We start from the raw sequence: 20288 nt of genomic DNA on the forward strand, positions 1-20288 counted from the left end.
CGAACCCGGTAGGAGCGAGCCTGCTCGCGATGGACGTTAACGATGACGCTGGGTGCCTGATGCCCCGCGGCGTCCTCGAGTCCATCGCGAGCAGGCTCGCTCCTACAAGTGTTTCGGTTCTAGAATGAACTGAAGCAACTCATAACAACAACGAGAGTGACCTGATGATGCAAGCGCAACTGTTGAGTCAGCGCAGCCGGGTGTACGACCATGCCGACCCTTACGCCGTGTCGGGCTACGTCAATCAGCACGTCGGTAATCACTGCATTCTCATGCCCCGTGCCGGCAGCCCGCTGGCCAGCCTTGATCATCGCAAGTTCGCCAGCCTCGACCTGTGTCGCATCAGCTACGGTGCCAGCGTGCGCGTGACGTCCGGTGCGCTGGACAGCATTTATCATCTGCAAGTGCTGCTGCGCGGCAACTGCCTGTGGCGTGGACACGGCCAGGAGCATTACTTCGCTCCCGGCGAATTGCTGCTGATCAACCCCGACGATCCGGTGGACCTGACGTACTCGGCCGATTGCGAGAAATTCATCCTCAAGGTCCCGACCCGCTTGTTTGAATCGGTCTGCGATGAGCAGCGCTGGCGCTATCCGGAGCAGGGCGTGCGGTTTCTGGAAAACCGCTATCAGCTCAATGAACTGGAAGGTTTCGTCAACCTGTTGGCGATGATCTGCCAGGAGGCCGAATCCACCGAGCAGATCCCCAGGGTGCAGGAGCATTACACGCAGATCATCGTCAGCAAGATGCTCAGCCTGATGAAGACCAACGTCAGCCGCCTCGAACTGGGCTCGCAGACGGCCACGTTCGAAGCGATTGCCGACTACATCGCCAATCACCTCAAGCAGGACATCGACAGCGAAGCACTGGCGCGCCAGGCCCACATGAGCTTGCGGTCGTTGTACGGATTGTTCGAACGCAATGCCGGTGACACGCCGAAGAACTACATCCGCCGCAAGCGCCTCGAGTCCATCAAAGCCTGCCTCAGCGACCCGACCTGCAACGTGCGCAACATCACCGAAGTGGCCATGGACTACGGCTTCCTGCACCTGGGACGGTTCTCCGACAGCTACCGCAAGCAGTTCGGCGAATTGCCGTCCGACACCCTCAAACGCCGCAACTGAAATCACGCCCCCCTGTAGGAGCTGCCGAAGGCTGCGATCTTTTGATCTTTAAAACAAGATCAAAAGATCGCAGCCTTCGGCAGCTCCTACATTGCACAAAACGGATAAAGGTCTGCACCCCGCGGATAGTCCGCCCCATTGCCCCGTCCTAGCATGACCCCTGCCTGAACAATAACAATGGAGGCGGTGGCCATGACCCTGCGACCCGAATATTTGCATTCCCTGCTTGAAGACGATCCCGAGCAGGGCCTCTATCGCTGCAAGCGCGAGATGTTCACCGACCCGCGTCTGTTCGACCTGGAGATGGAACACATCTTCGAAGGCAACTGGCTGTACCTGGCCCACGAAAGCCAGATCCCCAACATCAACGACTTCTACACCACGACCATGGGGCGCCAGTCGATCTTCATCGCGCGCAACAAGGACGGTGTGCTCAACGCCTTCATCAACGCCTGCAGCCATCGTGGCGCGACCCTGTGCCGGCACAAGTCGGGCAACAAGAGCTCCTACACTTGTCCGTTCCACGGCTGGACCTTCAACAACTCCGGCAAGCTGCTCAAGGTCAAGGATCCGGCCAACGCCGGTTATCCCGCGAGCTTCAACTGCGAAGGCTCCCATGACCTGACCAAGGTTGCGCGTTTCGAGTCCTATCGCGGCTTCCTGTTCGGCAGCCTCAAGGCCGATGTCCTGCCACTGGTCGAGCACCTGGGCGAGTCGGCGAAGATCATCGACATGATCGTCGACCAGTCCGCCGATGGCCTGGAAGTACTGCGCGGCTCCTCCAGCTACATCTACGAAGGCAACTGGAAACTCACCGCCGAAAACGGCGCCGACGGCTACCACGTCAGCTCCGTGCACTGGAACTACGCGGCCACCCAGAACCAGCGCAAGCAGCGTGAAGCCGGTGACGCCAACCCGACCATGAGCGCCGGCAGCTGGGCCAAGCAGGGCGGTGGTTTCTATTCCTTCGACAAGGGCCACATGCTGCTCTGGACCCGGTGGGCCAACCCCGAGGACCGTCCGCTCTACGAGCGCCGCGATGAGCTGGCGCAGGATTTCGGCAAGGCGCGCGCCGACTGGATGATCGAGAACTCGCGCAACCTGTGCCTATACCCCAACGTTTACCTGATGGACCAGTTCAGCTCGCAGATCCGCATCGCCCGGCCGATCTCGGTCAACCGCACGGAGATCACCATCTACTGCATCGCCCCCAAAGGCGAGAGCGACCACGCCCGGTCCAGCCGGATTCGCCAGTACGAGGATTTCTTCAACGTCAGCGGCATGGCCACGCCGGACGATCTGGAGGAATTCCGTTCCTGCCAGACCAGCTACCAGGGCAGCGTCACCACCTGGAACGACATGTCCCGGGGCGCCGAGCACTGGATCGAAGGTGCAGATGAAGCCGCCAAAGAGATCGACCTGCACCCGCTACTCAGTGGTGTGCGCACCGAGGACGAAGGCCTGTTCGTGCTGCAACACAAGTACTGGCAGCAGACCATGCTCAAGGCCCTCGCCGCCGAGCAGTCGAAACTGATCGCCGTGGAGGACGTGCAATGACGATTTCCCATGACACCGTGCGCGACTTTCTCTACCGCGAAGCGCGCTACCTCGACGACCGCCAGTGGGATGAGTGGCTGGAGCTGTACGCCCCGGACGCGACCTTCTGGATGCCGTCCTGGGACGACAACGACGAGTTGACCGAAGACCCGCAGCGGGAAATCTCGCTGATCTGGTACGGCAACCGTACCGGCCTGGAAGACCGCGTCTTCCGCATCAAGACCGAGCGTTCCAGCGCCAGCGTGCCGGACACCCGCACCTCCCACAACATCAGCAACATCGAGTTGCTCGAACAAGCCGACGGACTGTGCAAGGTGCGCTTCAACTGGCACACCCTGAGCTTTCGCTACAAGACCGTCGACAGCTATTTCGGCAGCAGTTTCTACACCCTCGACGTACGCGGTGAAAACCCGTTGATCAAGGCCAAGAAAGTGATCCTGAAGAACGACTACGTTCGTCAGGTCATCGATGTTTACCACTTGTGAGGCTGGCGTCATGACTCATTCCATTGCGTTCAATTTCGAAGACGGCGTCACCCGTTTCATCGACGCCAACGTGGGCGAGACCGTGGCCGATGCCGCGTACCGCCAGGGCATCAACATCCCGCTGGACTGCCGCGACGGCGCCTGCGGCACGTGCAAGTGTTTTGCCGAAGCCGGCCAGTACGAATTGGGCGAGGAGTACATCGAAGACGCCCTCAGCCCCGAAGAGGCCGCGCAGGGTTTTGTCCTGACCTGCCAGATGCGCGCTCAGAGCGATTGCGTAGTGCGGGTGCCGACGTCCTCGGAGGTCTGCCGCACCCGTCAGGCCAGCTACGACGCGACCATCAGCGCCGTGCGCCAGCTGTCCGACAGCACCATCGCCCTGTCGATCAAGGGCGAAGCCCTGAGCAAACTGGCGTTCCTGCCGGGGCAGTATGTGAACCTGGGAATCCCCGGCAGCGAACAGACCCGCGCCTATTCGTTCAGCTCGTTGCAGCGCGATGGCGAAGTCAGCTTCCTGATCCGCAACGTGCCCGGCGGCTTGATGAGCAGTTTCCTCACCGGCATGGCCAAGGCCGGCGATTGCATGAGCCTGGCAGGTCCCCTGGGCAGTTTTTATCTGCGTGACATCCGTCGGCCGCTGTTGCTGCTGGCCGGTGGTACCGGGCTGGCGCCGTTCACCGCGATGCTGGAGAAGATCGCCGAACAGGGCAGCGATCATCCGCTGCATCTGATCTACGGCGTGACCCACGATTTCGACCTGGTGGAAATCGACCGCCTCGAAGCCTTTGCCGCGCGCATCCCCAACTTCACCTTCAGCGCCTGCGTCGCCAGCCCCGAGAGCCAGCATCCGCTCAAGGGCTACGTGACCCAGCACATCGAGCCAAAGCATTTGAACGAGGGCGACGTCGACGTCTACCTGTGCGGCCCGCCACCAATGGTCGAGGCCGTCAGCCAGTTCATTCGCGAACAAGGCATCGCGCCAGCGAACTTCTACTACGAAAAATTCGCCGCCAGCGCGGCCTAACCTTCCGTACGCCAATCCCTGTAGGAGCTGCCGAAGGCTGCGATCTTTTGATTGTGTTTTTTACAAACCAGGATCAAAAGATCGCAGCCTTCGGCAGCTCCTACAAGGGGCGGCGTTGGCGGGAGCATGAGGATGACCATGAACAGATTTCACGAAAAAGTCGCGCTGATCACCGGCGCTGCCCAAGGCATCGGGCAGCGGGTGGCCGAGCGCATGGCCGCCGAAGGGGCGAAGCTGATCCTGGTGGATCGTTCCGAGCTGGTGTTCGAAGTGCAGCAGCAACTGGCCGCGATCACTCAGGTGTTGGCCCTGACCGCCGACCTTGAGCAATACGACGAATGCAGCCGGGTGATGCAAACCGCCGTCGAGCGTTTCGGCCGCCTCGATGTGCTGGTCAACAATGTCGGCGGCACCATCTGGGCCAAACCGTTCGAGCATTACGAGGCGTCGCAGATCGAGGCCGAGGTCCGCCGTTCGTTGTTCCCGACCCTGTGGTGTTGCCATGCCGCGCTGCCGTTCATGCTGGAGCAGGGCAGCGGGGCGATCGTCAACGTCTCTTCCATCGCCACCCGCAGCCTCAACCGCGTGCCCTACGGTGCGGCAAAGGGTGGGGTGAATGCCTTGACCGCTTGTCTGGCGTTCGAAACCGCCGGTCGTGGCGTGCGGGTCAACGCCACGGCGCCTGGCGGCACCGAAGCACCGCCGCGGCGCATACCCCGCAATGGTGCCGAGCAGAGTGAGCAGGAAAAACTCTGGTACCAGCAGATCGTCGACCAGACCCTCGACAGCAGCCTGATGAAACGCTACGGCACCCTGGATGAGCAGGCGGGGGCTATTCTGTTTCTGGCCAGCGACGAAGCGTCCTATATCACCGGCATGGTCATGCCCGTGGGCGGTGGCGATCAGGGCTGACGCGAGCGACGAACAACCCCATCGGCAAACGGAGTCATGGTGATGAGTGACAAACCCACGATCGTGCTGGTCCATGGTTTCTGGGGCGGTGCCGCCCACTGGAACAAGGTCATCGCCAAATTGCTCAGCCGGGGCGACACGCACATTCGTGCCGTCGAATTGCCGCTGACTTCGTTGGCTGATGATGCCGAGCGTACGCGCAAAATGGTCGCCCAGGTGCCCGGTCCGGTGCTGCTGGTGGGGCATTCCTATGGCGGCGCGGTGATCACTGAAGCGGGTGATTTGCCGAATGTGGTCGGGCTGGTGTACATCGCCGCGTTCGCCCCGGACGCCGGTGAAAGTCCCGGCGGCATCACGCAACGGCACCCGCCTGCGGCAGCGGCCAACCTGACGCCGGACAGCGACGGCTATCTGTGGGTCAAGCCCGAGCTCTACCACGAGAGCTTCTGCCAGGACCTGCCGGCGACCGAAGGGTTGGTCATGGGCCTCACCCAGAAAGCGCCGCTGGCGAGCACCTTCGGCGACACCATTGGCACGGTGGCCTGGAAGAACAAACCATCGTGGTATCAGATCTCGACCGCAGACCGGATGATCGCGCCACAGAACCAGCAATGGATGGCCGCGCGGCTCAACGCCCGGGAGATTCTGACCCTGAACGCCAGTCATGCGTCATTGGCGTCGATGCCCGCCGAAGTGGCGGCCTTGATCGACAGGGCAGCGACGGCATTGGCCAACGGCTAGGGCCTACAAGCGCCGCACAAAGGCGCTGACGATACTGCGCATGGCGTCGCTGATGTTCAGGTTGTGTAGCGCATCCAGCGGGTGCCAGATGCAATCGGTGATTTCGTTCAGCGGTCGCAATTGCTCAAGGTTCAGCACCGATACCTCGAAGACGTGGTGTCGGGTGCCGTCCGTTTCCAGCTCCAGCACGTACATCAACTGGTCGACCCGCAGGCCGGTTTCCTCCCACAGCTCGCGCACGGCAGCATCGGCTGCGCTTTCGCCCCGTTCGAGCTTGCCGCCGGGCAGCGTCCAGCGACCGCCTTGCTTGCGTACCAGCAGTACATGCCTGTCCTGCTCGCAGATGATGGTTGCGCGTACTTTCATGGGTTACCCGGTGCCGTTGTCATGAAACAGGCATGGAACTGCAGCGTTCGGGCCTTCGCCGCGATTGCGCTGCCATCGGAGTAGTTTGAGCTGCCAATGTGACGAAAAGTGCCAGCGAAACAGGGAATTTCCACGGCGACGTCTGGTCGGTATTTTGGAGAAGGGTGGGTGTAAGGTAAGCAAGTCAACCTGATAGCACTGCCCAGGAGGAGGTGACCATGAGCGTATCGATGCTGAACAAAATGCACATGAATGGCTATGACGTACTCAGCGTGAACAACGGCCCCTGGCGGGTATGCACCCAGGGTGACCGGCTTGGCTCGTTCAACAGTCGAGAGGAGGCATTGGCGTTTGCCGCGTCACTGCCTGGCTACAGGGCGCGTGCCGGCAAGCCAGCAGGCAGCCATCAAACAAAATGACGTCAATCTCCTGTAGGAGCGAGCTTGCTCGCTAAAAACGTCCGGACAACGCGTTCATTCAGGCAGGGCGCGTCATCGTTGACGTCCATCGCGAGCAAGCTCGCTCCTACAGTATTAATAATTAATAGCCACCTCCACCACTGGGGCGGGAGGGCTCCCGGGCCTTTTGCTGCGCGTGGCTCCATTCCGCGCAGGTCATGAAGCTCTTGTGGTCGACCATGCCATGGCCATCGAAACTGACGTTGTACGCCTGCTGATGGCCTTCGTGAGTCAGTTTGTAGTCAAAGCAGGTGCCGGGTTCAACGGTACGATCCGTGACCGCCAGGGGCTGGCCGCCGATTTGCCGGACTTGCTCCCGGGTCATGCCGGTGTCGACTTTCGCCACCAGCGGCTGGTCCTGATAGATCGAGTTGGTGCTGCAGCCTGGCAACGCGGTCAGTACGGCGACCAGCGTGAATAGAGGCCTGTTCATGGCAGCGCTCCCGCTATTGAGCCTTGTTGCGGCTAATGACCTTGGCTTTCACTTCCTCGGCATAGCCGGACAGTTTTTGTTCATCACCCTGAAACAAAGCACACAGTCTTTGCACGGCTTGCGCGTCGCCTTCGCTGCCAAGCTCGCGCAACCGCTGCTCAATGCGCAAAAGCTCCACCGCCGACCAGCGCAGGTCTGACGCAAGCCCTTGCAGGTCACGCCGAAGTTGCTGTTCCGAATCGTTAAGCCACATGATGACCTCCTGAATGCTGCACTCCGCAATTTTAGACCCGTTTACCGAACGGGATGTTGTGTTCGTCTGAGTCAGCGGGGTTTCCTTTGGTCGGGAAAAGCGAACAGGACAATGCGCTGTCCCGCTCTAATGCCAGTGTTCTCAAGCCAGGACGACGTCAAATGACGGCCTGCAAGGAACTAAATGGGCAAAGTGATATCAATGACTCGCCGAATCGTCGGGATGGATGTACGGTCGGCGGCAAGCTACATTTTCTCTTTTCGAATTTAAGGAAGCAGCATGCGGATGTTGATGGGGGGAGTCGCGCTGGCATTGCTGGGCGGGTGTTCGTTGCCGGCGTCACTGGTACCGGGCGAGCCGAATGTCAGCAAGCACAGCGAAAAGACGCCAAAAGAATATGCGGCGTGCGTTTTGCCGGCCTGGCAGAAGGAAGTATCGAATACGACCCAGGTTTCGATTTCCAATGGCTACCGGATCACCGCACCGAGCGTGATAACGGCCGATGAAGTGCTGGATATCGTGAAATACAAGGATGGCAGCCAGATTTCGCTGTATCAGGGGCCACCTTGGGCCAAATCCGGCGACCTGCGCAAAATCGTGCGCGACTGCCTTTAAGCGCGAGAAGGTGAAAATCGGTCACCGACCGCTTTTCGCCTGAACCGAGAAAAACCGGATGCCTGGCGTGCATCCGGTTTTTTTATGGATCATCACGTAATTCCGGGAAAATGTAGGAGCTGCCGAAGGCTGCGATCTTTTGATTTTGATCTTCAGAAATCTCCAGATCGCAAAAGCAAGATCAAAAGATCGCAGCCTTCGGCAGCTCCTACAGATATCTCGTAATCTGTGCCGTCAGTCTGAAAGGTTGGTCGCAGGAATGATCTGCTCACTGGCCTGGGCGCTGCTTTTCCTTTCCCGACGCTCGTTCATCCAGCTCTCCACCTTGACGCCGAATTCGGCCGGGGCCTTGCGCCCGAATTTCCTGGCGATATCGAGGATGGTTTGCTGGGCGAGGGCCTCTTCCATGCGTTTTTGCGCAACCATCATCGCCCCATGGACCGCACACGGACCGTCCAGTGCCCAGGCCGGCGGGGTGCCGTCGAACACTGCGCAACGGCCACGGATTTCCCGGCAATCGAAGATCGACTTGTGGCCGTCGATGGCGTTGACGATATCCAGCAGGGTGATTTCGTCGGCGGGCCGGGCCAGCTTGAAGCCTCCGCGCATGCCTTCGGTGGCGACCACCAGTTTGCCTTTGGCCAGCTTGGTGAAGATTTTCGCCAGATAGTCCAGGGGAACACCTTGCAGTTCGGCCAGGTCGCGCACGCTCGCTTCACGGGAGTCGCCACCGTTGCCGACGAGAAAAAGCAGGCAGTGGATGCCGTACTCGACACCCGCGCTGTAAAGAGACATACAAATCTCCGACTTGATTAGTCGCCAATTCTAACAGCCGAGCCTAAGCCAGGCAACGAATCGTCGCGCCCTGAAATTTTTTAGTCAGCTCGAAAAATCCCTGTCATCCGCGTCCTTGAGGCTTTTCTGCCGAAGCATCGACAGGTTCGATGGCGGCCATCAAAAAAAACGAGTTGCAGGATTTAACTAGGATCAATACAGTCGTAGTTGTTCGAGCGGCACAGGTCGACGGTTCTCGAAAAACACCGACCTCATGCCGGCTCCCGATGAGCGTGACTCACAACCCTTGTTTATCCCCTGGAGTTAAAGATGAAACAGCACATTCTGGTGATCGGCGCAGGTTTCGGTGGCATGTGGACCGCTTTGAGTGCCACGCGCCTGTTCGACATTCACGGCCACAACGACGTAGAAGTGACCGTGCTGGCGCCCCAGGCCGAGCTGCGTGTGCGTCCGCGCTTCTACGAACCGAACGCCCATCAACTGGCTGCGCCGATCGGCGATCTGTTCGATGCTGTAGGGGTCAGGTTCATCAAGGGTGCGGCGCAGACCATCGATGTCGAGCAAAAACAGGTCGGCTATGTCGATGCTGCCGGTGCCCGACAAGTCTGCAGCTACGACAAACTCGTTCTGGCCACCGGCAGCGGCCTGGCTTCGCCAAACACCCCGGGCGTGGCCGAACATGCGTTCGACGTCGACCAGATCGAACAGGCCGTGCGCCTGGAAAACCACCTCAAGGCGCTGGCCAATCTGCCTGAAAGCAACGCGCGCAACACGGTGGTGGTGGCCGGTGGCGGTTTCACCGGGATCGAAACGGCGACTGAAATGCCGACCCGCCTGCGGGCCATCCTCGGCGACCGTGCCGACATCAATGTGATCATCGTTGACCGTGGCGATAAAATCGGCGGCTCGATGGGCGAGGAAATCGCCGAGTCGATCGTCGAGGCCAGTGTGGCGACCGGCGTGAAATGGCACCTGAAAGCTTCGGTTGTGTCGGTCGATGCCAATGGCGTCACCCTGTCCGACGGTGCGCGTATCGATGCCAGGACCGTGGTCTGGACCACCGGCGTTCGCGCCAGCTCGCTGACCGAACAGATCCCGGCCGAACGCGATCGCCTGGGTCGCCTGCATGTCGACGCCCACCTGAAAGTGATTGGCCAGGACGACATCTTCGCCACCGGCGACGTCGCCTACGCAGCCAGCGACGAGATCGGCAACTACGCCCTGATGACCTGCCAGCACGCGATTTCGCTGGGCCGCCACGCTGGCAACAACGTGGCGGCGCAGATCCTTGGTGTCGCCCCGACGCCGTACAGCCAGCCCAAGTACGTGACCTGCCTGGACCTCGGCGCCTGGGGCGCGGTCTACACCGAGGGTTGGGACCGCCAGGTCAAGTTGGTCAAGCAGGAGGCCAAGGCATTGAAGACCCAGATCAACACCCAGTGGATCTACCCGCCGGCGGCAGATCGAGTCACCGCACTGGCTTCGGCGGATCCGATGATTCCCGTGGCCTGATTGATTCGAACATCGTGTCTGAACAAGACAATCCCGCTCGGGTTCGCCGAAGCGGGATTTTTTACGTCTCGATTGCCTGCATGAAATTAACCGTGTATTTTTTCATGAAATTAAAAATACAAAATTTCACGAGGCCATATGTTTCAGCAATCCACCCGGCATGTCGCCAGTTACTACGCCCATAGTTGCGCCGATCGACTGGTCAATCGCACCGCACTGGAGGGGGAGCAAGACACCGAAGTGCTGATCATCGGGGCCGGTTTCAGTGGATTGCACACGGCGTTGCGCCTGGCGCTGGCCGGCAAGCGCGTGACTTTGCTCGAGGCCAGCCGGGTGGCCTGGGCCGCGTCCGGGCGTAATGGCGGGCAGGCGATTCTCGGCTGGTCGTGCGACATGCCACCGCTGGAAGCGGCGCTGGGGTACGAGCGGGCGCGGCGATTGTGGGACGGCATGCGCTGGGCCGCGCGCGAATTGCGTGATCTGCCTGGCCGCCATGAGTTCGATTGCGACTATCGCGCCGGCCATCTCTGGACTTCGGTGATGCCGCGGCGAGTGGGGCTGCTGACCGAGTGGCAGCACGAGGCCAGCCACAAGTGGGGTCACGACAAACTGCAATTCATCCCCCGGCAACAGCTGCCGGAATGGGTGGCCAGCGAGCGTTATCAGGCCGGCCTGTTCGACCCCGAGGGCGGGCATTTGAACCCGCTGAAGCTGGCCCTGGGCCTCGCGGAGGCGGTTGAGCGAGCTGGCGGCCGTATCTACGAGCAAAGCAAGGCGCTGAGTTATGGCGAGGAGGGCGAAGGCTTCGTGGTCACGACCGAGCGCGGTCGTATTCGCGCCGATGTGCTGGTACTGGCGTGCAACGCCTACCTCGATCGGCTCGACCCGCAACTGGCCAGTTGTGTGTTGCCGGTTGGCACCTATCAGGTCGCGACCGCGCCGCTCACCAGGGACCAGGCCACTGCGCTGTTGCCGAGCAACGTGTGCGTGACCGACAACCAGTTCGTGCTCGATTATTTCCGCCGCACCCCGGATAACCGCCTGCTGTTTGGCGGCGGTTGCACTTACCTGGGCGGGATGCCCAAGGACATCGCCGCGGCGACCCGGCCGTTCCTGGAGCGGGTGTTCCCGCAACTCACGGGCGTCGAGCTTGAGTTTGCCTGGGGCGGACACATCGACCTGACCCTCAAACGCACGCCGGACATCGGACGGCGCGGCGATCTGTACTGGATGCAGGGCTATTCCGGGCATGGCGTGCTGCCGACGCTGGCCGCGGCGCGGGCGGTGTCCGACGCGATCCTCGGTCAACCCGACGAGCTGTCCCTGTACCAGGGCCTGAACAACGGCAGTTTTCCCGGCGGCAAATACCTGGCCGCGCCGCTGGAAGCCATCGGCAAGGCCTGGTATCGACTGCGCGACAGCATTTGAAGCGACACATTCTGGAAGCCTCAAGATGGACATGCAAGAAGAAATCTCGGCGCTGGCGATCCTGATCCAGGACCTGCGCAAGCACAAGAAGTACACCCTCAAGGAACTGGCGGACAAAATCGGCCGCTCCGTCGGTTTTCTGTCCCAGGTCGAGCGCGGCCTGTCGCGCCCGACGGTGGCGGACCTGACCGCGATCAGCGAAACCCTCGGCGTGCCGACCACCTATTTCTACAGCCTGCCCAAACCCATGGCGTTGTCCTGGGTCACCCGCCCGGACGAGCGCCGCACGCTGTACTACGCCGACGGCATCACCGACATCCTCGTTTCGCCAAAAATGCGCGCGTCCTTCTCGATGCTTGAAAGCCAGCTCGAACCCGGCGCCAGCAGCGGCGACCGGCACATGAAGGACAGCTCGGAGCAGGGCGGTTATGTCCTCGAAGGGCAACTGACCCTGTGGCTCGACGATAACGAACCGGTGACCCTGCATCCCGGCGACAGCTTTCAACTGGCCAGCCATGCGCACTGCCGCTACGGCAACCTGTCCGACCAACTGACCCGCGTGCTTTGGGTTTACACCTGATAACAACAAGGACTAAAACGATGGATGCCGTGTGCTCTGAACTGCTGGCCGAAGTTCGCAACTTCCGCCACTGCAACCCCGAAGTGCGTTATGTCGACCTGATCTCCCTGGACATTCCGGGGCATTTCTACGGCAAGCGCTACCCGATCGAGATGCTGGAGAAAGTCGCTGCCGGCAGTGCACTGAAACTGCCGCAAAACTGCGTGCTGCTCGGCACCCAGGGTGGGCTGTTCAAGATTGGCGACTACTGCTTCAACGATGGTGACCCGGATGCGCTGCGGCGTTTGGTGCCTGGCACCTTGAAGCTGGTGACCTGGGAAAAGCAGCCTCTGGGCCAGATGTTGATCACCTCCGACGGGACGGAAAAACCCATCGAATTCGAACCCCGTGAAGTGCTGGCCCAGGTGCTGAACCGCCTGCACCGTAAAGGCATTTTCCCGGTGGTGGCCTTCGAGCTGGAGTTCTACCTGTTCGACAGCCGCTTGAAGGACGGCCTGCCGCAGTTCCCCCGTGATGAGCTGACCGGCGACGCCGACGATCAGCCGAACATGCACATCGAACGCTTGTCGCGCTTCGCCCCGGTGCTCGATGAAATGGTCGAGACCGCGCGAGCCCAAGGCATCGATGCCACGGTGATTACCGCCGAACTCGGCCCGGGCCAGTTCGAAATCAACTTCGGCCATTGCGATGACGGTCTGCGCGCCGCCGACTGGGCAGCCCTGTTCTGCCGCAGCACCCGGGGCGTGGCGCTCAAGCACAACCTGCGCGCCAGTTTCATGGCCAAACCTTACCTGCAACACCCCGGCAGCGGCATGCACGTGCACGTCAGCCTGTATGACCAGGCCGGCAACAACCTGCTGGCGGCGAACGGGCAGCGGGCGCTGCGCCATGCCGTGGCCGGTTGTCTGGAGGTATTGCCGCACTGCATGCCGATCTTTGCCCCGAACCACAATGCCATGCGCCGCTTGAGTGGCACGGTGAACGTTGCGTCCCGCGCCAGTTGGGGCTTCGAGGATCGCGATGCGTGCTTGCGTATCCCGGAGTCGGACGTCAAGAACCTGCGCATCGAACATCGCCTGGCGGGCGCCGATGCCAACCCGTATCTGGCGTTGGCGGCGATCCTGGTGGGATTGGAGCAGGGCCTGGAGGGGGAGCGCGAGCCGATTGCACCGCTCAACGAAGACCGCAGCAGTGGCATCGATTTCCCGTTGGAAATGCTCGAAGCGGTGCAGTCCATGCAACATCATCCAGCCGTGCGCGAAGGCTTGGGGGCGGAGTTTGTGGACGTCTACTGCGAAAACAAACGTCAGGATCATTTGGCATTTCTGCATGACATCAGTGCGCGGGAGTATCGTTGGTTCTTGTAGTCGCCCTTAGAAAATATGTGGATATATAAGGGCTTAGAGCATTTAGTAACTGGATGGTGAATAAAAATATCTTGTTACAGGCCGAAATATTCCGTAATATCCGCGCCGCGTTCACCACCACGGTTTATGCATTTTTAAGTCCCGGGCGTCCATCAGCTGCCCGGGATTTTTTTTGCCTGCAATTTGGTTGGTCGTTGAGAATCAAAAGATCGCAGCCTGCGGCAGCTCCTACAAGGATGTACGTCTTACCTTTGTAGGAGCTGCCGCAGGCTGCGATCTTTTTGCCGTCAAAGGCTGATTACTCCGCCGGTAAAAAGATCGCAGGCTTCGCCAGCTCCTACAGGGATGTACGTCTTGCCTTTGTAGGAGCTGCCGCAGGCTGCGATCTTTTTGCCGTCAAAGGTTGATTACTCCGCAGGTAAAAAGATCGAAGGCTTCGCCAGCTCCTACAGGGATGTACGTCTTGCCTTTGTAGGAGCTGCCGCAGGCTGCGATCTTTTTGCCGTCAAAGGTTGATTACTCCGCAGGTAAAAGATCGCAGGCTTCGCCAGCTCCTACAGGGATGTACGTTTTGCCTTTGTAGGAGCTGCCGCAGGCTGCGATCTTTTTTGCCGTCAAAGGGTGATCGCTACGCTGGTACGCTGACGCGCGCGTTCATTTTCATCAGCCAGTAATAACTCAACGCCGGCACCAGCAACCCGACCACCCACGCCAGATCCACCCCATCCAGCGCCGTAGCCACCGGGCCGACGTACAGCGTGGTGTTCATGAATGGAATTTCCAGGGCGATCGCCAGCAGGAAACTGCCGCAGGCAATCCGGTTGACCCGCCCGTAGATCCCGTTCAGGTCGAAGATGTCGTCAATCCGGTACTGCCCTTTGCGCAGGCAGTAGTAGTCCACCAGATTGATCGCCGTCCACGGGATCAGGAAGTAGCTCATGAAGAAGATGAAGTTCAGGAAGAAGTTGATGAAGTCGTCCTGACTGATGGTGCACAGGGCCGTGGCCACCAGGCTGATCAGCAGCATGAACACACCGCGCACCCGCGGCGTCACCCTGAGTCGGGCGAAAGGCTCGATCACGGTGATGGTCGACATGAACGCGCCGTACAGGTTGAACACGTTGATCGACACCTGGCCATAGACGATGAAGGCGAACAGCAGCACCGCGCCAGTGCCGAACAGACCGGCGACATGCCCGCCGACGTTGCTGGAAAAGTCGCCGATGCCGACGCTCAGGATCGCCCCGAGAATCATCATCCACGCGCCACCGCTGACCGTGCCGGCATAGCTGTACCAGAACACCTGGGCGGTCGGCGTATTGCTCGGCAGGTAGCGCGAGTAGTCGGCAACGTAAGGCGCGTAGGACAGTTGCCAGGTCACGGCGATGCTCACCGCCACCAGGAACTTCGACAACGAGAAGCCGGTCGGCAGCCATTGTTCGGCCGGGATCGGCAGCTGCAAGGCGAGCACCGTGGCGGCCACGAACACCACCAGCGACAGGATCGACAGCAGCTTCTGCAAACGGTGAATCAATCGATAGCCATAGAGGGCGACGACGAAGCACAACGCGCCGATCAGGTAGATGTTGCCGGACATCGGCAGCGGGCTGACGGACTCCAGCGCCTGGGCCGCGAGCAAGGTGTTGCTGACGAAGAAGCCCAGGTAGATCAGCATCACGAACAGCAGCGGCAACACCGCCCCCAGTACGCCGAATTGCGCCCGGCTCTGGATCATCTGCGGAATCCCCAGCTTCGGTCCCTGGGCCGAGTGGGAGGCCATGAAAATCGCCCCCAGCAACGAGCCGACGATGATCGCCAGCGCACTCCAGAACAGGTTGAGCCCCATCACCACCGGCAACACGCCGGAGGCGATGGTGGTGATGTTCACGTTGGCGCCGAACCAGATATAGAACAGCGACCCCGGTTTGCCGTGGCGTTCGGTCTCGGGGATGAAATCGATGCTTCTTTTTTCGACTTGCATGGCGATCACTCCTGAGTCCGGACGAGACGGGATTGCAGACGGGCGATGGTGCTTTGCAGCTCATGGGGCTGGTGGGCAAACAGGTCCGGACGCCCGGGGATCAGGCTCAGGTAGTCGCGCTGTTCCAGGGCGCGCAGGCATTCGGTCGTGGTGAGGATTTCCAGCGAGTAGACCCAGTTGGCCATGATCAGCAGGGCCGAATAATGCCCGGCCTCGGTGGTCGTGGTGCAGGCATCGTTGACCAGGCGTACGCGATAGCCCAGGGCAAAGGCATCGAACACGCTGGTCAGCACGCAGACGTCGGTCAACACGCCGCAGATGATCAGCGTGTCGACCTCCATGGCCCTGAGTCGGGCATCGAGGTCGGTGCGGTGAAAGGCACTGTAACGGCCCTTGTCGATGATCAATTCACCGGATTGCGGTGTCAGCGACTCGATGATTTCCACTTGCCGGGTGCCGGCGCGGTAACCGCCGGGGCCACCGTCGGCGGCCAGGGGTTCGCCGTGGGGCAGGTCACTGCCGTCGGCCTGATTGATGTGGCGGGTATAGATGACAGGCATCCGCTGATGGCGGGCGCTATCGAGCAGGGCGGCGGTATGGGCGAGCACCCTGTCGAAGTTCTCCAGGACGAAACCGTCCTCCTGCTGCATGTCGATGATCAACAGCGCGTTGTTATTGTTCATTGGGCAAACCTGATCAAAGGCGAATACAAGACACCGCACGCGCCAGGCCATGGCGAGACGCGGGGTGCGTGATTGGCTGTTGGGGTGGGCTCAGTGAACTATTTGCCAGAAGCCGTTCTGCTTGGCCGAAACGCTGGCGCGCAGACGCTTGAAATGCAGGTGCGAGGCGGTCCACTCACCGCGCAGGTAAGCCCGCGCGGCGCCGGAGGGGAGGGCGAATGATGGGAGACGACCAGTGATCATGGAAATCGACCCCCTGTAGGAGCGAACCTGTGGCGAGGGGGCTTGTCGGATCGCCGCATCGCCCCGTTCGACTGCGAAGCAGTCGTAAAACCAATACTTGCGGTACGTCTGACACACCGTGGTCACAGGCTGCAGGGCCGCTCCGCAGCCCAACGGGGGCAAGCCCCCTCGCCACAGACTCGCTCCTACAGTTGATGTCGCAGGGTGGCGCAATCAGCGAAACGCTGGCACCACATGCTTGATAAACAGCTCCAGGGATTTTTTCTTCTCCGCGTGGGGCAGGCTGTTATCGCACCAGAAGCTGAATTCGTCCACGCCCAGTTCCTGGTAGTACTTGATGCGCGGAATGATTTCTTCCGGGGTGCCGATCATGGCGGTCTTGTGCAGGCTCTCGAGTTCGAACTCGGGGCGACCGGCGAATTTCTCTTCCGGGCTCGGCGCGAGGAAGCCGTTGACCGGGGTGGTCTTGTTGCCGAACCAGGCATCGAAGGTGCGATAGAACTTCGAGATCGCCTTGGCCCCGACTTCCCAGCCCTGCGGATCGTCGGCGGTGTGCACGTGGGTGTGTCGCAGCACCATCAGTTGCGGGCGTGGTACGCCAGGGTTGTTGTCCAGGGCGGCCTGGAATTTGTTCTTCAGGTCGAGGACTTCCTCGTCGCCTTTCATCAGGGGCGTGACCATGACGTTGCAGCCGTTGGCCACCGCGAAGTTGTGCGAGTCCGGGTCGCGGGCGGCGATCCACATCGGCGGGTTCGGCTGCTGGATCGGCTTGGGCACGCTGGTGGACGTGGGGAATTTCCAGATGTCGCCGTCGTGGGCGTAGTCGCCGTTCCACAAGGCCCGTACCACAGGAACCATTTCCCGCAACGCCTGGCCACCGGAGGAGGCTGGCATGCCGCCGGCCATGCGGTCGAATTCGATCTGGTAGGCGCCACGGGCCAGGCCGACTTCCATGCGCCCGTTGCTGATCACGTCGAGCAACGCGCATTCACCGGCCACCCGCAGCGGATGCCAGAACGGCGCGATGATGGTGCCGGCACCGAGGTGAATGGTGGTGGTCTTGCCCGCCAGATAAGCCAGCAACGGCATCGGGCTCGGCGAAATGGTGTACTCCATGGAGTGGTGTTCGCCGATCCACACGGTGCTGAAACCACCGGCTTCGGCCATCAGCGTCAGTTCGGTCAGGTCTTCGAACAACTGGCGGTGGCTGACGCTTTCCTCCCAACGTTCCATGTGTACGAACAGGGAAAACTTCATGACGCTTACCTCGGATCTTTTGTTGTTGGCCTGTCGACTGCGGGCCTGATGGATATTGGTATACCATAATACATAATTTCCGCAAATGACTTCTCTTCGCGGCTAACGCAAACCAGTGTGGGAGCGGGCTTGCTCGCGAAAGCGAACTTCCAGGCGGCATATGTGTTGACTGACACTCCGTCTTCGCGAGCAAGCCCGCTCCCATAGGGGGATGCGGTGATATCAGAGGGATCAGGCCAGAACAGGCAGGGCGCCCATCTTGCCGTGGCAATACACCAGTGGCCCGCTGCTCTGCTGGGGCACGATCAGGTTCTTCACCGCGCCGACCATAATGGCGTGGTCGCCGCCTTCATATTCGCGCCACAACTCGCATTCGATGACCGCCGTGGCGTTGGCCAGGATCGGGTTGCCCAACTCGCTGAGCGTCCACTCGATCCCCTGGGCCTTGTCCTTGCCTTTGCGCGCGAAGGCATAGGCTTCGCTTTGCTGGCCGCCGGACAGCACGTGGATCGCAAAGCGCTTGTTCCTGATCAGGACCGGGTAGGAGTCGGAGCTGTAGTTGGGGCAGAACAGCACCAGGGCCGGGTCCATCGACAGCGAACTGAAGGCGCTGGCGGTCAGGCCGACGATTTGCCCCTCTTCATCGAGCGTAGTGATCACGGTCACTCCGGACGGGAACGAGCCCATGACTTGTTTGTAGATGGCGGCATCGATCATTGGGCGGTCCTCGGGTGGTGTGACGCGTTTTTATGTGTTTGTAGGTCTTATGGTATACCGTAAGACATCGATTGCAAGGTCTTTTTGAGTGAACCGATAAACGTACGGCTTTCGTCGAAAACCCAATGATTACGGGGCTATTGGCTAGCAAATGTGGGCGTGAATCGGGCAGGATACCGGCTCAGATGCTTGTTCAAAGACCGGATCAGTCTTGTTTAAAGTTTGGAATACCATAATATGGTCCGCATCTGAGGGGCGGCCAGAGAGTCCCCCCGGTTTGGCTTCATACAAAGATAAGAACAGACAAACTCGAGTCCATGCACATGTCCCAGATGTCCCGGCAAGATCCGTTGATCGAGAACCACACGGTCGACTATGTTCCACTCGCAGAGCGCCATGGGAAGGCCCGCGATCTTTTCACTCTGTGGTTCAGCACCAACATCGCGCCGCTGCCCATCGTCACCGGCGCCATGGTGGTCCAGGTGTTTCATCTCAATCTGTTCTGGGGCCTGCTGGCGATTGCCCTCGGACACATGGTCGGCGGTGTGGTGATTGCGCTGGCGTCGGCCCAGGGGCCGTGCATGGGCATTCCGCAGATGGTCCAGAGTCGTGGTCAGTTCGGCCGCTACGGCGCGCTGCTGATCGTGTTCTTCGCCGCGTTGATCTACATCGGTTTCTTCATCTCCAACATCGTGCTGGCAGGCAAATCGATTGTCGGCATTGTGCCGTCGGTTCCGGTACCGGCGAGCATTCTGATCGGCGCCCTCAGCGCCACGGCCATCGGGGTGATCGGTTATCGCTTCATCCACACCCTCAACCGCATCGGCACCTGGGTCATGGGCAGCGCGTTGCTCGCCGGTTTCCTCTACATCTTCGCCCATGACCTGCCGGCGGACTTCTTCACTCGCGGCGGGTTCAACCTGTCAGGCTGGCTGGCCACGGTCTCGCTGGGCATCATCTGGCAGATCAGCTTCTCGCCGTATGTGTCGGACTATTCGCGCTACCTGCCGGCGGACATCGGCATCACCCGGCCGTTCTTCGCCACTTACCTGGGGGCGACCCTGGGCACTATCCTGTCGTTCACCTTCGGTGCCGTGGCGGTCCTGGCGACGCCCGAAGGCACCGAGGCGATGGCGGCGGTCAAGCAGTCCACCGGTTGGCTGGGGCCGATTCTGATGGTGCTGTTCCTGCTCAACATCATCAGCCACAACGCCCTGAATCTGTACGGCGCGGTGCTGTCGATCATCACCTCGATCCAGACCTTCGCCAGCCAGTGGACGCCGAGCATCAAGGTGCGCGTGGTGTTGTCGGGCATCGTCCTGGCGGGTTGCTGCGTGGTGGCGCTGGGTGCCTCGGCGAACTTCATTTCGCAGTTCATCGGCCTGATTCTGGCGTTGTTGCTGGTGCTGGTGCCCTGGGCGTCGATCAACCTGATCGACTTCTACCTGATCAAGCGTCGCCGCTACGACATCACCTCGATCTTCCGCGCGGACGGCGGCATCTACGGGCGCTTCAACCTGCACGCGATCATTGCCTACTTCATCGGCATCATCGTGCAGCTGCCATTCGCCAACACTTCACTGTATGTCGGGCCGTACGCCAATCTGGTGGACGGCGCGGACCTGTCGTGGCTGGTGGGGCTGGTGGTGACATGTCCGTTGTATTACTGCCTCGCTACGCGCAGCCAGGCGCAGGAAAGCCGTGCGGTGAGGTTCGGCTACACCGACTGAGGCAAAGTCGTTTGGTGTTCGATTGAA

At 60.6% G+C, this 20288-nt stretch carries 22 protein-coding genes; 13 read left to right on the forward strand and 9 right to left on the reverse strand.

Features of this window, described 5'->3' with window-relative positions:
* Positions 1-164: 164 nt before the first annotated feature.
* From ACEN83_RS10790 to ACEN83_RS10815, 6 genes are all read left to right on the forward strand, one after another.
* A complete protein-coding gene (locus ACEN83_RS10790) occupies positions 165-1124 on the forward strand; it encodes an AraC family transcriptional regulator (protein WP_495580238.1) in 960 nt (319 codons plus the stop codon).
* 192 nt (positions 1125-1316) lie between these two features.
* Positions 1317-2681 (forward strand): benzoate 1,2-dioxygenase large subunit, encoded by a 1365-nt coding sequence (gene benA / locus ACEN83_RS10795; RefSeq protein ID WP_495580239.1) that lies wholly within the window; start codon positions 1317-1319, stop codon positions 2679-2681.
* A complete protein-coding gene (benB, locus tag ACEN83_RS10800) occupies positions 2678-3166 on the forward strand; it encodes a benzoate 1,2-dioxygenase small subunit (RefSeq protein ID WP_095967691.1) in 489 nt (162 codons plus the stop codon). Before benA ends, benB begins: the two co-directional genes overlap by 4 nt.
* A 10-nt stretch (positions 3167-3176) precedes the next feature.
* Complete coding sequence (benC, locus tag ACEN83_RS10805; RefSeq protein ID WP_104448766.1) at positions 3177-4190, forward strand: benzoate 1,2-dioxygenase electron transfer component BenC; 1014 nt, start codon at positions 3177-3179, stop codon at positions 4188-4190.
* A gap of 138 nt (positions 4191-4328) precedes the next feature.
* Positions 4329-5102, forward strand: a complete 774-nt coding sequence (locus ACEN83_RS10810) for a 1,6-dihydroxycyclohexa-2,4-diene-1-carboxylate dehydrogenase (RefSeq protein WP_495580240.1) — start codon at positions 4329-4331, stop codon at positions 5100-5102.
* Positions 5103-5144: 42 nt separating this feature from the next.
* A complete protein-coding gene (locus ACEN83_RS10815) occupies positions 5145-5843 on the forward strand; it encodes an alpha/beta hydrolase (RefSeq protein WP_495580241.1) in 699 nt (232 codons plus the stop codon).
* Positions 5844-5846: 3 nt separating this feature from the next.
* Here the strand turns inward: ACEN83_RS10815 and ACEN83_RS10820 are convergent, their stop codons facing one another.
* Positions 5847-6209: an NUDIX hydrolase gene (locus ACEN83_RS10820; RefSeq protein WP_495580242.1), complete on the reverse strand. Its 363-nt coding sequence runs from the start codon at positions 6207-6209 to the stop codon at positions 5847-5849.
* 218 nt (positions 6210-6427) lie between these two features.
* Between ACEN83_RS10820 and ACEN83_RS10825 the strand changes: the two genes are divergently transcribed.
* On the forward strand, positions 6428-6628 hold the full coding sequence (locus tag ACEN83_RS10825; protein WP_102701582.1) for an SPOR domain-containing protein: 201 nt from the start codon (positions 6428-6430) through the stop codon (positions 6626-6628).
* 121 nt (positions 6629-6749) lie between these two features.
* Here the strand turns inward: ACEN83_RS10825 and osmE are convergent, their stop codons facing one another.
* Positions 6750-7100: an osmotically-inducible lipoprotein OsmE gene (gene osmE, locus ACEN83_RS10830; protein ID WP_495580243.1), complete on the reverse strand. Its 351-nt coding sequence runs from the start codon at positions 7098-7100 to the stop codon at positions 6750-6752.
* Between the two features lie 13 nt (positions 7101-7113).
* The gene (locus ACEN83_RS10835) at positions 7114-7353 is read right to left on the reverse strand and encodes a hypothetical protein (protein ID WP_116582618.1); all 240 of its coding nucleotides are present in this window, start codon (positions 7351-7353) and stop codon (positions 7114-7116) included.
* Between the two features lie 279 nt (positions 7354-7632).
* Here ACEN83_RS10835 and ACEN83_RS10840 point away from each other — a divergent pair, with 279 nt between their 5' ends.
* Positions 7633-7968 (forward strand): hypothetical protein, encoded by a 336-nt coding sequence (locus ACEN83_RS10840; protein WP_116582617.1) that lies wholly within the window; start codon positions 7633-7635, stop codon positions 7966-7968.
* A 234-nt stretch (positions 7969-8202) separates the two neighbouring features.
* Here ACEN83_RS10840 and ACEN83_RS10845 read toward each other — a convergent pair whose 3' ends face one another.
* Complete coding sequence (locus ACEN83_RS10845) at positions 8203-8763, reverse strand: RrF2 family transcriptional regulator (RefSeq protein WP_116582616.1); 561 nt, start codon at positions 8761-8763, stop codon at positions 8203-8205.
* A 309-nt stretch (positions 8764-9072) separates the two neighbouring features.
* Between ACEN83_RS10845 and ACEN83_RS10850 the strand changes: the two genes are divergently transcribed.
* The 4 genes from ACEN83_RS10850 (at position 9073) to ACEN83_RS10865 (ending at position 13650) form a co-directional block, all read left to right on the forward strand.
* On the forward strand, positions 9073-10275 hold the full coding sequence (locus ACEN83_RS10850) for an NAD(P)/FAD-dependent oxidoreductase (protein ID WP_495580244.1): 1203 nt from the start codon (positions 9073-9075) through the stop codon (positions 10273-10275).
* 138 nt (positions 10276-10413) lie between these two features.
* Positions 10414-11703 (forward strand): NAD(P)/FAD-dependent oxidoreductase, encoded by a 1290-nt coding sequence (locus tag ACEN83_RS10855; protein WP_495580245.1) that lies wholly within the window; start codon positions 10414-10416, stop codon positions 11701-11703.
* 25 nt (positions 11704-11728) lie between these two features.
* Complete coding sequence (locus tag ACEN83_RS10860; protein ID WP_007976194.1) at positions 11729-12283, forward strand: helix-turn-helix domain-containing protein; 555 nt, start codon at positions 11729-11731, stop codon at positions 12281-12283.
* Between the two features lie 20 nt (positions 12284-12303).
* Positions 12304-13650: a glutamine synthetase family protein gene (locus ACEN83_RS10865; RefSeq protein ID WP_495580246.1), complete on the forward strand. Its 1347-nt coding sequence runs from the start codon at positions 12304-12306 to the stop codon at positions 13648-13650.
* 628 nt (positions 13651-14278) lie between these two features.
* On the opposite strand, the gene ACEN83_RS10870 is transcribed toward ACEN83_RS10865, so the two are convergent.
* From ACEN83_RS10870 to ACEN83_RS10890, 5 genes are all read right to left on the reverse strand, one after another.
* Positions 14279-15631 carry a purine-cytosine permease family protein gene (locus ACEN83_RS10870; protein ID WP_495580247.1) on the reverse strand — a complete coding sequence of 451 codons (1353 nt, stop codon included), beginning with the start codon at positions 15629-15631 and terminating at the stop codon, positions 14279-14281.
* A gap of 5 nt (positions 15632-15636) precedes the next feature.
* Positions 15637-16314: a cysteine hydrolase family protein gene (locus tag ACEN83_RS10875; protein ID WP_495580248.1), complete on the reverse strand. Its 678-nt coding sequence runs from the start codon at positions 16312-16314 to the stop codon at positions 15637-15639.
* Positions 16315-16404: 90 nt separating this feature from the next.
* On the reverse strand, positions 16405-16557 hold the full coding sequence (locus ACEN83_RS10880; protein WP_495033544.1) for a hypothetical protein: 153 nt from the start codon (positions 16555-16557) through the stop codon (positions 16405-16407).
* 213 nt (positions 16558-16770) lie between these two features.
* The gene (locus ACEN83_RS10885) at positions 16771-17814 is read right to left on the reverse strand and encodes an LLM class flavin-dependent oxidoreductase (protein ID WP_495580249.1); all 1044 of its coding nucleotides are present in this window, start codon (positions 17812-17814) and stop codon (positions 16771-16773) included.
* Between the two features lie 231 nt (positions 17815-18045).
* Positions 18046-18531, reverse strand: a complete 486-nt coding sequence (locus ACEN83_RS10890) for a flavin reductase family protein (RefSeq protein ID WP_218484215.1) — start codon at positions 18529-18531, stop codon at positions 18046-18048.
* 323 nt (positions 18532-18854) lie between these two features.
* Here ACEN83_RS10890 and ACEN83_RS10895 point away from each other — a divergent pair, with 323 nt between their 5' ends.
* Positions 18855-20261: a purine-cytosine permease family protein gene (locus ACEN83_RS10895; RefSeq protein ID WP_495580250.1), complete on the forward strand. Its 1407-nt coding sequence runs from the start codon at positions 18855-18857 to the stop codon at positions 20259-20261.
* Positions 20262-20288 lie beyond the last annotated feature (27 nt).

The sequence above is a fragment of the Pseudomonas sp. Pseusp49 genome, assembly GCF_059491875.1.